Origin of the sequence: Halioglobus sp. Uisw_031 (assembly GCF_047729875.1) — a bacterium.
Classification (GTDB): Bacteria; Pseudomonadota; Gammaproteobacteria; order Pseudomonadales; family Halieaceae; genus Marimicrobium.
Window position 1 is genome coordinate 2,446,824 of sequence record NZ_CP159826.1, and the last position, 12,726, is coordinate 2,459,549.

The following is a 12,726-nucleotide window of genomic DNA, read 5'->3' on the forward strand; positions in this document are numbered from 1 at the left end:
CCAATTCGAACGCCAACGAACCGATTGTCGATCGAAAACTAGGCAGCACTGACTGAGGCCAAACTCACTCGGAGAGAACAGACACAGCCTGACGGACTATCGAAGATAAAATATTTCTTCTGGCGGTTGTTGATGGCCCTTTAGCGACGAGAGTAGATCGCCGGTCATGCGTTTAGACTTATCTCGATCGGGGGGGGCGACCATTATTCTTTCCCACGTGCCCACCCCAGACTAGAAGGTTCTTGTTACAATCGTCACGATCTATAAGGACTTCAATCAGAACCGGACCATCATGCGACACGGCCGCTTTAATGGCATCGTCGAGCTCGCCCTCTGTTGCCGCCTTAAAACTGCAACCATTACCATCGTCTGCATTAAACACATTAACTAAATCAGCATAATTCCAATTTTTGATCGTATTATACGGGCCATCATGTATTTCCACTTCGATGGTATATCCACCATTATTCATTACAAAGATAATAGGTTTCAGTCCATAACGAATAATCGTAGACACTTCTTGCGCCGTTAATTGAAATGATCCATCGCCGATCAAAGCAATCGGCCGACGATCTGGCGCGCCGATACTGTAACCAAGAGTGGCCCCAACCGACCAACCAATCGACCCATACTGCATCTGTACTTCAAATCGCGATCCGGTTGGAAGTTCGAGTTGCATCCCGTTAAACCAGGAATCTCCAGTCTCAGCCAGCACCGTGGAGTCCGGCGTCAACATCTGCTGAATCCTTGCAAACAATTGACGAGTCGAAAGGGGCGTCTCTGGCACACCTGGCGTTAAAGCAGTGGCGTCCTCTTGAATCCGCTTGTAGGCAGCGAGTGCAGTGTTGTTAGGCTTTAACTCCACGGCAAGATGCTCAAGAAATTCTGCCAATTTGACATTACTAAAAGTCTGGCCGGGAAAGACAACACTATTGGCAAGGGCTTGGATCATTTTTTTCGGATCGACCAGCGTCGCATGCCCTGCCGTTGAATAGTCAGTGAACATTGGCCCAGCAAAGAGACAGAGGTCTGCAGATTCGACAATTTCACCACAGCCAGGAGAACCTACAGGCCCCCAGTACGTTCCCATATAATGTGGGTGTTGCTCGTCAAAAAAGCTTTTCGCGTTAGGCATACTAGCAACCGCATAACCGGACTGGTCTGCCAGTTTATGAAACTGTGATTCTGCCGCAAAAGCACGAAGCTTAACACCGGACACCAAAACAGGTTTAATCGCGGCATTGAGTAATTCTGCCGCTTTCTCTACCGCACACTTAAGCGAAAGTGGATCACTCGACGTAGGGCCGCCGAATGATCGTGCCGTCGGTTCTGACGTAATGGCCGAAGCGATATTACAGGCAATCTCTATATAAACGGGCTTGCGAAATCGAAGTGCTGTCTGAATAGCATGGTCGATTTGCTGGGGTGCTTCACGAGGGTCTCGAATGGTAATTGCTTCCGCTGTCACTTTCGCAAACATCGCACGCGGATAATCATAATCCAGGACGCCCAGCGTATGGTGCAACGTTTCGAATTCCGCTTCTGAATTTGTATTAGGCCCTCCTGACACAGCAATCACCGGCAAATCTTCCGCATAAGCGCCTGCTATCGCGTTAAGCAGACTCAAGCCACCCACACTATAGGTGACAAATACAGCGCTCGGACCTCCTGTCGCTCTGGCATAACCATCGGCGGCATATCCAGCATTCAGTTCATTGCAGCAGGAGATCATCTGAAGGCGCTCATTCTCCAGCATCTGATCCAGCAAAACGAGATTGAAATCTCCAGGAACACCAAAGTAATGTTGTACGCCGATTTCCTCCAATCGCGAAGCCAGATACGATCCTACGGTAGTCACACTTTTAGACATACAGATCTCTTCTTTGGTATCCATCGTTGAAAATTAATCCCCGCACACTGGCCCTGGGGTGCGATTTTTCCGGCTGCAGGCACATTTGCACCGGGCTGGAGTTTTCTGAACCAGTGAGTCACTTGACGAACTTTTTCTGTGCAGCACAGTTAGTCAAGATTAAACACATGCCGCCAGGAACCGTCAGTCAAATGAGTGGATGTAACAGCACCACTGGCGCCTGCATATTGGCCGGTGCCTCCAATTACTGCACGCTCAAGCGTGACTTCACTTTTTAACGTAGATCCAGTGATCGGGTACAAACCAACGCCCTGAAGCTGGATCGTGTCTTTGCCTTCGTCATCGAAAGAAACCACAGAAAGCGTTACGCGGCTCTCCAACTCACTCGTATGCTCGGCATACCCAGTGGTAGTCATCAACCAATCCATCATTACAGCTCGATTATCAGACGACTTGGCACTAAACCTCCAGATTCGCACATCACCGACTGAATCACCAGGCTCTCCCAGATCGAGAAGCGTGGGCGCTGGTGTCGGCCCATGAGTAATGGTGAGTGTAGAGTTGGCTAGCGCCGACCCGGTGAACAATAGCATGGAGATAGCGCACAAAAAGAGTCGTTTCATTATTGATTCCTGGTTAAGGTCTTACAGCTTTGTAGCTGCTCCGTGCAGATATAGCATCCTTGGATTGGAAAGAATACTCACCCACCGCATTAATTAAGCCCAGCTGGGTGATCGTAGCATGCGACTAACACAAGTCAACGGCCGAACCATCAATAAAAGGAGGCATCAGCCTCTTTTACTAGAATCTTACGTTAATCGCACTTTTGTTCTTTTCTTCTGGAAGATTTCTCTCAACAGGTTCAAACTTAGTGTACATCTGGAGATTCGCGGATCGAAGCTCTCTGATGGTCGGGTTACCGACATCGCATGCTCGACTAAAAAATTACCTGAAGAACGAAGGACTTACCCCATGACTCTAGACATCAATAAATACAAGCCTCTGGGTGACAAGAAGAATTCCGAGTATTTTCATGATTATCTTGCGCGCATCTATGAGCGACGCCAAAGTAGTGGCCTCGACGATCTCCTCGGCGGCATCTGTGCGTTAGTCGTGCAAGTCGACACAGGAGACGCGATCGCTTACATCGAAGAACTCTACCTGATGACGCCCTATCGGCTAAGTGACGTCTATCAAAATGCAACGCACAAATTTTACTTTTTGAATGGACATTCCGGACGCCCGAAATTTGTCATTCTCGAACCACTTCATGCTGCATTTGAAGACGATCTAACCCGCTTAAATATGCTCTACCCGATGTCACGGGGAAAGCCGAATGCGCGCTATATTGGTGAAATATTTTCAACTCAGGACTTAAAAGCAACCCGCGAAGTACTTGAGTCGCATAGCATCAGGTTTCACTACCCTAAAGAAACAGAGAACGAATTTTTTTCCAATAAACATTTTAACTTTACCTTCCCCTCAGCCATGACCGGAAATCGAATTGGCTATACACCACACGATGCCTTCGACTTGGAAGAACTCGAGCACGGCAAGCGAATCCAACTTTCTGGCGCGGATCAGTCGACGTTGGAGCAGGCCGCTGAAAGGGCTGCAAGCCTAAATATCACTGAACTGGTATTAGGGGTTGACCACATGGCCACGCGGATACTTGCCGGCGAACGCGAAGATGCAATCCTAGAATTTTTGACGATGAGTAATTACTATTTTTGGGGCGCCTACAACATCAAAGATCAGAACTCATCTACCAACGTGAATCGCAACCCTCAGGTCGATAATGACAAACAATCGCCGGCGAAAGTTTTTACAGCAAACAATATACCGTCGTTTATCAATTCTTTCGAGAATGCGCCGATGCCGACGGAAGACTTTGTACGCAATTATGGCCGCAGAATGCACCATATAGCCTATGAGATAAAGGATGGCGATCATTCGAGCGGTGAGAAAAATATTGATTTCGTTGTCGACGCTCTAAAGAAAAAAGGCATCGATTTTTTGGCGCACGTAGTGGGCGAATGCAGTGACACGCCCAACCTTAAGCAGATTTTCTCAAAGCACTCCAACTATTCCCTGCTGATCACAGAATATGTAGAGCGTTGTCATGGGTATGAGGGCTTCTTCACAAAATCGAATGTCGCAGCGCTGACTCAAGCCGCGGGTGAAGACGAGCGTTACCAACATGGCAATGTATTCGACTGAGCTATGCGTTAACTGACGCCATAAAAAAACTTGAGAGAACCGCTGGAGTGATTAAACCGCAGCGCCGTTTTTGAGGCACTAGTTCTTAACCTTAAGCATATACTGCGCCGCCGCCAATCTGGTATCTTCGTCGAGATAATCCTGCGGTGGCATCTCAGGATAATCGTCTCGCGTCTTGATTGGACTGGCGATATAGTTTGCAATACCCTGAGGGTCATCTATATAAAGTGCCTGAATAATCTGCACGGGGGGTCCGATCAGGCGACCGGTGTAAGCGTGACATCCAGCGCAGATACCCAAGTAAGCGATCTTCCCCCTATCCTCGCTTTTTATTTCGCGCGGCGGCACGGGTGGTAGCAAATAATTGCCAATACCGTTGGTGTTGGTGAAATCACATTCAGAAAACCCCTTAATGCCTACGGCGACATATCGGTGGCGATTGATAATGCAACTGTCGGCCGAAGGTCCAATGCTGGCGATATCAGGATTGCCCATATTCAACTCACTCAACATAAAGGCTTTAATCTCTGGAATGGGATCGGCTCCATTGTTGATCATGGTGTTATTTAGGATTTTTACGCCGTCTGAATTTGGATCAGACTCCGGATCAAAAGTAATATTCGCCGCATGCGCATGATCAGTTATTAGAATGCCGATATTTTTATTGTCCCGAATGATATTGCCTTCAATCACTACATCGTCAGCTGCCATCACCAGTATCCCGGTTCCAGCTGGCACCCCCGCCACCGTCGATCCCGGCGCAGCAAAATTAGGGTGGTTGTTGCTAATAATAAAGTTGTTGCGAATGATCACGTCGTAAGTGGTTTTAATGGGAAGACCGGGAGTAATAAAGGCGAGAATGCCGCCGGTGTTATTGTAAACGTGATTTGCCTCCACAATTGCGTGACGGCTGTTTTCGATTTCAATACCCGCGACGCTGTCAAATACATCATTGTAGGCAACGTGCACGTTGTCGCTCATACCAACGTAAATAGCTGCATCTTCTATGCCAGAGACTACGTTGTGCTCAATAACACCGTTCTGACCAAGTTGCGGAAAAATGCCATAAACACCCGTGTCTATAATGATGTTGTTACGAATCTCCCAGTTGTTGCCAGCCTGACTCATGATGCCATTACCCTTGTATCGCGTAATGGTGAAGTTTTCGACCACAATGTTGTTTCCGGAATAAAGAATGGCATCATTCAATTTTCCTTCGCCATCCAACACGGCGCGATTCCCCTCCTTGATAATACCAATCAAACGGATACCGTCTTTATCTATATAGACTGTTTCACTGTAGGTTCCGGGCATGACCTGAATCGTTGTGCCCGGCTCAGCCTTGTGGACCGCTGCCTGGATAGATTCGCCATCATTGACAACCACCACCACATCCGTCATCGGTGGTCCTGCAACAGACTTCGAGTTCCCACTGATCGTCAACTCGTTATCCTTAGCGCTAAAGCCGCTCTCGTAGGCGGCCCCTCCGCCGACGGCGGTGATGATCGGTGCAACTGCGGAGCTCTTGTTTTTTCCAATAACCAGTCCAGCTGCGAACGCAGAAAAAATCAAGATCAGGCCGAGTATTTTCCCTGCAGTCATAACGACTCTCCCGATTTCGTAGTTATTATCGCTGTGTGTGTGGTCGATTTATGACTGATCGGCGTCAATCCGGATGGCAACCACTGTGGTATTTGAGGCTTTAAACTCTCATCCGTCAAGGTTCCCATAAAATCGACCAATCGGTCTAGCTCGTAGTCACTCAAATCAGGCGAAGAAATATGCCAATGTAGTTGGAGATCAACACCCTCAGGCACTGCATGACCTCGGCCTCCATTATAAAACTCAGCAACAGCATGTAAGCTGTCAAAACTACCCGAGTGCATATAGGGCGCGGTCCTATCTATGTTACGCAAGGTGGGCACCTTGAACCCCGCCTTAAGCCGAGGCTCTTTGAAGGTTTTCTGTGCACCGACATCAACAGCCATTCCCTCTGGTTCTGGCGCACCAATCACGGCTATCTGCTGATTAGTAAACAGTGGAGGGGTATGGCATTCAGCACAGCGCGCAACAAATGAACGAAAAATATTAAGCCCCTCAATCTCATTCTCTGACAGAGCAGCGTGGAATCCATGCGCATAGCGATCGTAGCGACTGTTTAAGGAAATAAGCGAGGTTTGAAATGCGGCAAGCGACTGGTAAATCTCATCGAGCACAATGCTCTCTCCCTTTCGCTGCGGATACGCTTTTTTAAAGAGTGCGTGATAAGCGGGGATACTATTAATAGTGGCCAGTAAGCCATTGGGCGTGTTGCCCATTTCATTAGGCGCATACAATGGGTCAAGCATCTGTGCCTCAAGGGTCTCAGCATGGGCGTCCCAGAAAAATTTTTTCAGGAATACGACGTTCCATAGGGAGGGTGCGGCGCGGGCGAGTTCTTCGCCACCCATACCGATTGAGCGCGGCAGGTCATCGCTGAAGCCCTGATCCGGGTGATGGCAGCTGGCACACGAAATAGAACCGTCTTTGGACAGTACCGGATCGAAAAAAAGATAGCGTCCAAGGTCAATTTGCTGTGGCGTAAAACCATCGCGATGCTGCGGCAAGGATGTCTGTGTTCCACCCAGTCCAGCCCCCTGTACGGAATCATAGAATCCATAGAGCGTAACAAGTTTACAGCCCCCGTCAGGCATTTTCTCAAAGCTGGGCGGGCAATTCTCTCGCAACACAATACTCACTGATGGGGAGGCGCTAACGCTGACAGGAAAAATCAGTGCAAGGGATACCAATGTGAGTAAGCGGGTTATCATTTATGCAAAAAGTTACAGTGGCTTCGCCATTGATTGAATATAGGCGATGACATCATCTAGGTCTTTATCAGTGGGCAGACTGCTGGACATCATCTTCATTTGCCGCCCGTACTTATCTTCTGGATGTGTGCCCCGCAAGCCCTGCTGAAAGCTCTGGAACTGCTGCTTTAGGTAGATGCCATTCAGCATAGACAGGGCTGGTGTATTCAAGCCAGAATTGCCTTGCGCTTGACCACCGTGACAGGCCCCGCATTTGGACTGGTAATAATTATTTCCATTTTTCAGGTCTCCCTTTGGCACACCGGCTGGAACCGCGGGAGGGAGGCCAGACAGGTAAGCCGCGACAGCAGGAATATCCTCGTCTGCCAACGTGTCAACCATCGCTTGCATTTGTAGGCCCTGGGTATCACGTGGGTCGGCGCCACGAACGCCTGACTTAAAATACTGCAGCTGCCTCTCCAGATACTGCGCCCCCTGCCCTGCTAATGCCGGCGCACCCAATTCAACGTTGCCCTGCCCTCCCTCCCCGTGGCAGACGGCACAGGACTGATATTTTGCTGCGGCATCGGGATCGGCCTGCACCAACAGAGACACCCATAGGAGACTCATGACAAGCGTTAGCCTAGCGAGATTTTTCATGGTCCAACTCCTATGTGCAGGATAGGGTTCGGCAAGCAAGGGGCAAGTAGACCACGAAATATTCATTATAACTATTATTTTAGTCGCAGCATGGGTCTGTATTACTCACTGCGAAGGGGATCCGACCGAGCTCCCAGGCTCTGCTCCATATTGGCAGCAATTTTTTTAGCCACCTGCTTCGCGCGCTCAGTCCTCTTACCGGCAAAGTGTGCGTCCGCTGTAGCACTAAAAAAATCCAGCCATCGCTGGAAGTCTTCTGCTCGAAGTGCGCGCTTGCCGTTGAGTTTCCGGTGGACATCCATGGTATGTCGCTGGTATTTTTTTTCTCCCAGTAGCAACTTACGCCAGTAGTTCTTGATATGGGGCAGATGTATTGCCAAGTCGACCTCTGCGACATCAACAAAAATCGGCGACAACTGCTCATCAGCGAGCACCCGCTCGTAGAAACGGTCTACAAAGAAATCGATGCTCTCCCTCGAATCCATATCTGGCCTGTCATTACCAGCGATCATGGCGCTATTTGTTCTTTTTACTTTTCTTCGACTTGGTAACATGCGCCATTAGGCGACGCTTGCGCTGCACCTGACGCTGAGTCAACTTGTTGCGCCTGTCGGCGAAGGGGTTTTCACTGGTGCGAAATTCAATGCGTATTGGCGTTCCCGTCAGGTCCAGTTCACGACAATACACTTTTTCCAGATAGCGCTTGTAACTCTTGGGGACGTCACCGGTCTGGTTGCCGTGGATTACAATGAGAGGAGGGTTTTGTCCTCCGGCGTGCGCATAGCGCATTTTGATGCGTCGGCCATTGACCATCGGTGGAGCATGATCGAAAACTGCGCCTTCTAGGATCCGCGTCAACACGTTGGTATTAAGCTTGCGAGTGGCTGAGGCGTACGCGCTATTGACTGATTTATAGAGATGCCCTACCCCAGTCCCATGCAGCGCTGAGATGAAGTGCGTATCGGCATAGTCGGCAAAGCGCAATCGCCGGTCTAGCTCACTCTTGATCCAGTCCCGCTCATCGGAATCAAGACCGTCCCACTTATTGACCGCCAGTACCAGAGCACGACCTTTGTCTACGCAGTGCCCTAGCAAGTGCATATCCTGATCCACAATACCCTCATGGGCATCCATGACCAACACCACCACGTGGGCATCTTCTATTGCCTTGAGGGTTTTTACGATGGAGAATTTCTCCACTACCATCTTTATATTCTTGCGTCGTCTTACCCCAGCGGTATCGATCAGTGTATATTTTTGGTCTTCACGCTCGTAATCGATGTATATACTGTCACGGGTGGTTCCCGGTTGATCGAATACGACAACGCGCTCTTCTCCCAGCAGACGGTTCACCAATGTAGACTTACCGACATTGGGGCGTCCTACAATAGCGACCCGAATACTGTCCGGATAGCGCTCGCGCTCCAACTCCTCCTCAAGGTCTAAGAATTTCGACAGCACCTTCTCTATCATGCTGCTCACACCACGACCATGGGAAGCGGCAATAGCGAACATAGCGTCCACGCCAAGAGCATAAAAATCGCTGGTAGCAATATCCTCGTTGAGGCCATCGATCTTGTTGACTACCAAGTGAAAAGCTTTATTCCCCTGTCGCAATTTAACGGCTAACGCTTGATCTACAGCATTCAGTCCTTCGCGACCGTCCACCATAAACAATACTACATCTGATTCTTCTATCGCGGTGAGGGCCTGCTGAGCCATAGGGGAATCAACACCCTCTTCCTCGCCGGTAATGCCGCCAGTATCTATGACGATAAAAGGGAGTGTGCCAATTTTTGACTCGCCGTATTTTCTATCTCGCGTCAGGCCGGGATAATTAGCAACGAGCGCATCCCTGCTGCGCGTCAGCTGATTGAAGAGTGTCGATTTTCCAACGTTGGGGCGACCTACAATGGCGATTACCGGTATCATTCGTTTTTCGCTGTGATCTCATATGCGACGAGTTCGCCGTCATTAGCGAACACGTAAAGAATGCCATCTTCGCTTAACATATCAGCGCGCACCCCATCACTATCCACCCTGACCCGACCGACAAAATCACCATCAACCTGAGAAAGAACATGCAGATAACCTTCGAAATCTCCTACCGTTACATAACTTCCAACCGGAGTTGGCCTGGATAACTGACGATAACCCAACGCACCCTGACTCCAGCGCACACCTTCGCCATTACGCATAAATGCGTTCAAAGTACCGTCTTCATCAGCGGCATAAACGTTGCCAAATCCCAGAGAGACGCCGGAGAAGGAAGACGCCTTCTGCTGCCAAATCTTACGCCCACTTTCGACATCGATCGCTACGACGCTGCCTTGGTAGCTGACTGCATACAGTTCATTCCCCGCCAACTCCATGGTCCCATCAACATCAACAATCCGCTCAATTTCAGAACGGCCCTGAGGAATAGCCACGCGCCCATCCCAAACAATAGAACCAGTCTGAGCATCGAACGCCATTACTCGGCCATTGGCAAACCCCGCATAAACCCGATTATTTTCCATTATGGGCACGCTAGTACCACGAATGGTCAACACCGGAACTTTGCTGTTATAGGTCCAGAGCAGCTGTCCTGTAGCGAAATCAAGGCCTTGTAATTTACCGTTGTAGGTCTGGGCAACAACCACCTTGCCATTAGCCTGTGGCGGTGACAAAATTTCTCCCGTCAGCATCGTCGTCCAAAGCTGCTCGCCAGTGTTGGCATCCAACTTCAGGACAAGGCCCTCACTACTACCGAGCAATAGGACATCTTTGTATACCCCCACTCCACCAGACAAAGAAAGATCAAGGTCAACCTCCCACAGTGTCTTACCCCGCTTACGGTCCACGGCCACGACCTCGCCATCGGCGGACGCCGCGTAAATAACCTCACCGCTAATGGCAGGCTGCAAACGATAAAATCCATCGCCTTGCCCATCACCAACTCCGACTGACCACAGCTCTTTAATCTTCACCGTTTCGGTAATATCTGACAGTGCCATCGGTGCCATTGGGTCATCATCATCTGAGTCGAACCACCCTGAAATAGTACTGCAACCGGCGATGCTAAACATCATAGTGAACAAGAGTAGGTACCGGGATATTTGCCGCATGATGTTATTGCTCCAAGGTTTCGACAGGGTCGGTTATAGCAGGCACCTGCTCAGACATATCCAACGGCCCACTCACGGTCTCTTTGAGATCACGAGCAGCTACGGGCGTAAGGCTTTGCAGCTTTTGTTGCAATACCGAAAAGTTCAGTCCTTCCTGGTTACTGCCCGCTTGTGCTAATGCTTGCATATAGGCATCCCGTGCTTCGTCCGCACGACCGGTAGACTGCAGGATATCGCCACGAGCAGCAGCGTAGGAGGCCCCATAGGGCCCTGGCGCGGCATCTTCTAGAATGGCCAGCGCCTGCGCAGTATCGCCCGACGAAGCCAACACACGGGCTAGCCTCAACTGAGTAACCTGCTCAGCATCACTTCCCTTTGCAGCCTTACCTAGCACCCAGCGGAGCTCGTCCTCTGCTTTCGGAAGCTCGCCCCGATTAACTGCCAACGCGGCGAGATGCAGCGCAGCAAACTGAGCGTAGATGGTTCCGTCAAAATTTTGCTTGAGCTGCTCCGCTAGATTAACACCCGTTTGCGCGTTGACCGAAGCCTCCCCGACGCCAATAGCCCGCAGCATCGCCTCGTACACAGTGGAAGCCTCTTCTTGATGACCCTCCTGACTGGACTCCCAGGTCTGCCAGGAGAAGCTCGCAGCTAGCGCGATAATCACCGCTGCGATGATGGATCGGCCATTTTCTTGCCACCAGCGGCGCAGCGCTTCAACCTGTTCTTCTTCGGTACGATATTCTTCCACGTTATTTTTTCCTCTTACACAATCTCAAGGCGCAAGTGCTGCGCACAATGTCGAATCCAATTCTCCGAGTGGCACGGTACTCTGCTCGAGCCGCTCGCCATCGCCCTCACGCAACGACTTAATCGTGACCGCGTGCGCCGCCACTTCATCCTCACCCCAGATAAGAGCAACACGGGCACCGCTCTTATCGGCCTTTTTCATCTGGCTTTTAAAACTACCACCTCCCGCGTGTTGCATAATGCGCAACCGCGGATTCTCCTCACGAACACGCTCAGTAGATACCAACGCCATCAGTTCTGCATCACTTCCAACAGCAACCACATACACATCAACAGTTGCGGCATCCGCTACCACGCCTTGCTCTGCTAACAACAGTACTAAGCGCTCCATGCCCATGGCAAACCCAACCGCCGGAGTGGGCTTGCCACCCAGTTGCTTCACCAGGCCGTCATAGCGACCACCCGCACAGACGGTACCCTGCGCTCCAAGTCGGTCAGTCACCCACTCAAACACTGTCTTGTTATAATAATCCAGACCCCGCACAAGCCGTCTGTTGACCACATAGGCCACTCCGGCTGCATCTAGAAGTTCACACAGGCGCGCGAAATCGGTATTCGCCTCTTCATCGAGAAAATCTGTCAGTGTAGGCCCACCATCCAGTATCGCCTGAGTTTGGGGACTCTTACTGTCCAAAATACGCAATGGATTGCTGTGTAGGCGGCGCTGACTGTCTTCATCAAGCGCATCTAAGTGCCCCTGAAGATAATCGACCAGGGCATCCCGGTAGGCTTTACGCGCCTCGGCATTCCCAATGGAATTTATCTGTAACTCAACACAATCTGTGAGACCAAGCCGCCTCCATAATCTGGCACATAACACTATTAGCTCTGCGTCCATATCGGGCGTGGCGACACCAAACGACTCTACACCCGTCTGATGAAACTGCCGCTGCCGACCCTTCTGTGGCCGCTCGTAGCGAAACATGGGACCCGTATACCAAAGGCGCCGAGGGGTATTGAGTATTCCCTGCTGAATTGCGGCCCGCACACAGCCCGCCGTTCCTTCCGGACGCAGCGCCATACTGTCGCCATTGCGATCATCAAAGGTGTACATCTCTTTCTCAACAATATCCGTGACTTCGCCGATCGAACGCTTGAACAGCGCCGTTTTTTCCACCACGGGCAGGCGTATCTCGCCATAGCCATACGCGGCCAGAACGCTAGCCACCGTGCGCTCCAAAAACTGCCAGCGCGGTGTCTCATCCGGCAGTATATCGCTCATCCCGCGAATGGCCGCTATTTCACTCACAACTTCTCCCGCCTAGGACGC

General features: G+C 50.5%; 11 protein-coding genes. 1 reads left to right on the plus strand and 10 read right to left on the minus strand.

Features of this window, described 5'->3' with window-relative positions; genetic code table 11:
* Positions 1-178: 178 nt before the first annotated feature.
* Positions 179-1,870: a thiamine pyrophosphate-binding protein gene (locus ABXT62_RS11080; RefSeq protein ID WP_415355350.1), complete on the minus strand. Its 1,692-nt coding sequence runs from the start codon at positions 1,868-1,870 to the stop codon at positions 179-181.
* A 149-nt stretch (positions 1,871-2,019) separates the two neighbouring features.
* Entirely contained in the window at positions 2,020-2,493 is a 474-nt protein-coding gene (locus ABXT62_RS11085; protein ID WP_415355351.1) for a hypothetical protein, read from the minus strand.
* Between the two features lie 118 nt (positions 2,494-2,611).
* On the opposite strand from ABXT62_RS11085, the gene ABXT62_RS11090 reads away from it, so the two are divergent.
* On the plus strand, positions 2,612-4,090 hold the full coding sequence (locus ABXT62_RS11090; protein WP_415355352.1) for a hypothetical protein: 1,479 nt from the start codon (positions 2,612-2,614) through the stop codon (positions 4,088-4,090).
* 78 nt (positions 4,091-4,168) lie between these two features.
* Here the strand turns inward: ABXT62_RS11090 and ABXT62_RS11095 are convergent, their stop codons facing one another.
* The 8 genes from ABXT62_RS11095 to hisS all read right to left on the minus strand — a co-directional run bounded on the left by ABXT62_RS11095 (position 4,169) and on the right by hisS (position 12,705).
* On the minus strand, positions 4,169-5,692 hold the full coding sequence (locus ABXT62_RS11095; protein WP_415355353.1) for a parallel beta-helix domain-containing protein: 1,524 nt from the start codon (positions 5,690-5,692) through the stop codon (positions 4,169-4,171).
* Positions 5,689-6,900 (minus strand): cytochrome-c peroxidase, encoded by a 1,212-nt coding sequence (locus ABXT62_RS11100; RefSeq protein WP_415355354.1) that lies wholly within the window; start codon positions 6,898-6,900, stop codon positions 5,689-5,691. The genes ABXT62_RS11095 and ABXT62_RS11100 overlap by 4 nt, the downstream gene beginning before the upstream one ends.
* Positions 6,901-6,912: 12 nt before the next feature.
* The gene (locus ABXT62_RS11105; RefSeq protein WP_415355355.1) at positions 6,913-7,539 is read right to left on the minus strand and encodes a c-type cytochrome; all 627 of its coding nucleotides are present in this window, start codon (positions 7,537-7,539) and stop codon (positions 6,913-6,915) included.
* Between the two features lie 101 nt (positions 7,540-7,640).
* Positions 7,641-8,051, minus strand: a complete 411-nt coding sequence (locus ABXT62_RS11110; RefSeq protein WP_415355356.1) for a group III truncated hemoglobin — start codon at positions 8,049-8,051, stop codon at positions 7,641-7,643.
* Between the two features lie 4 nt (positions 8,052-8,055).
* Positions 8,056-9,471: a ribosome biogenesis GTPase Der gene (der, locus tag ABXT62_RS11115; RefSeq protein ID WP_415355357.1), complete on the minus strand. Its 1,416-nt coding sequence runs from the start codon at positions 9,469-9,471 to the stop codon at positions 8,056-8,058.
* Complete coding sequence (gene bamB / locus ABXT62_RS11120; RefSeq protein ID WP_415355358.1) at positions 9,468-10,646, minus strand: outer membrane protein assembly factor BamB; 1,179 nt, start codon at positions 10,644-10,646, stop codon at positions 9,468-9,470. The genes der and bamB overlap by 4 nt, the downstream gene beginning before the upstream one ends.
* Positions 10,647-10,650: 4 nt before the next feature.
* Positions 10,651-11,397, minus strand: a complete 747-nt coding sequence (locus ABXT62_RS11125; protein ID WP_415355359.1) for a YfgM family protein — start codon at positions 11,395-11,397, stop codon at positions 10,651-10,653.
* Between the two features lie 24 nt (positions 11,398-11,421).
* Positions 11,422-12,705 (minus strand): histidine--tRNA ligase, encoded by a 1,284-nt coding sequence (hisS, locus tag ABXT62_RS11130; protein ID WP_415355360.1) that lies wholly within the window; start codon positions 12,703-12,705, stop codon positions 11,422-11,424.
* Between the last annotated feature and the right edge of the window lie 21 nt (positions 12,706-12,726).

Coding starts and splice junctions, on each gene's coding strand:
- ABXT62_RS11105 (WP_415355355.1), bottom strand. CDS start 7,539: ATGAAAAATCTCGCTAGGCTAACGCTTGTCATGAGTCTCCTATGGGTG.
- der (WP_415355357.1), bottom strand. CDS start 9,471: ATGATACCGGTAATCGCCATTGTAGGTCGCCCCAACGTTGGAAAATCG.
- ABXT62_RS11090 (WP_415355352.1), top strand. CDS start 2,612: ATGCGACTAACACAAGTCAACGGCCGAACCATCAATAAAAGGAGGCAT.
- ABXT62_RS11080 (WP_415355350.1), bottom strand. CDS start 1,870: ATGTCTAAAAGTGTGACTACCGTAGGATCGTATCTGGCTTCGCGATTG.
- ABXT62_RS11110 (WP_415355356.1), bottom strand. CDS start 8,051: ATGATCGCTGGTAATGACAGGCCAGATATGGATTCGAGGGAGAGCATC.
- ABXT62_RS11095 (WP_415355353.1), bottom strand. CDS start 5,692: ATGACTGCAGGGAAAATACTCGGCCTGATCTTGATTTTTTCTGCGTTC.
- bamB (WP_415355358.1), bottom strand. CDS start 10,646: ATGCGGCAAATATCCCGGTACCTACTCTTGTTCACTATGATGTTTAGC.
- ABXT62_RS11085 (WP_415355351.1), bottom strand. CDS start 2,493: ATGAAACGACTCTTTTTGTGCGCTATCTCCATGCTATTGTTCACCGGG.
- ABXT62_RS11100 (WP_415355354.1), bottom strand. CDS start 6,900: ATGATAACCCGCTTACTCACATTGGTATCCCTTGCACTGATTTTTCCT.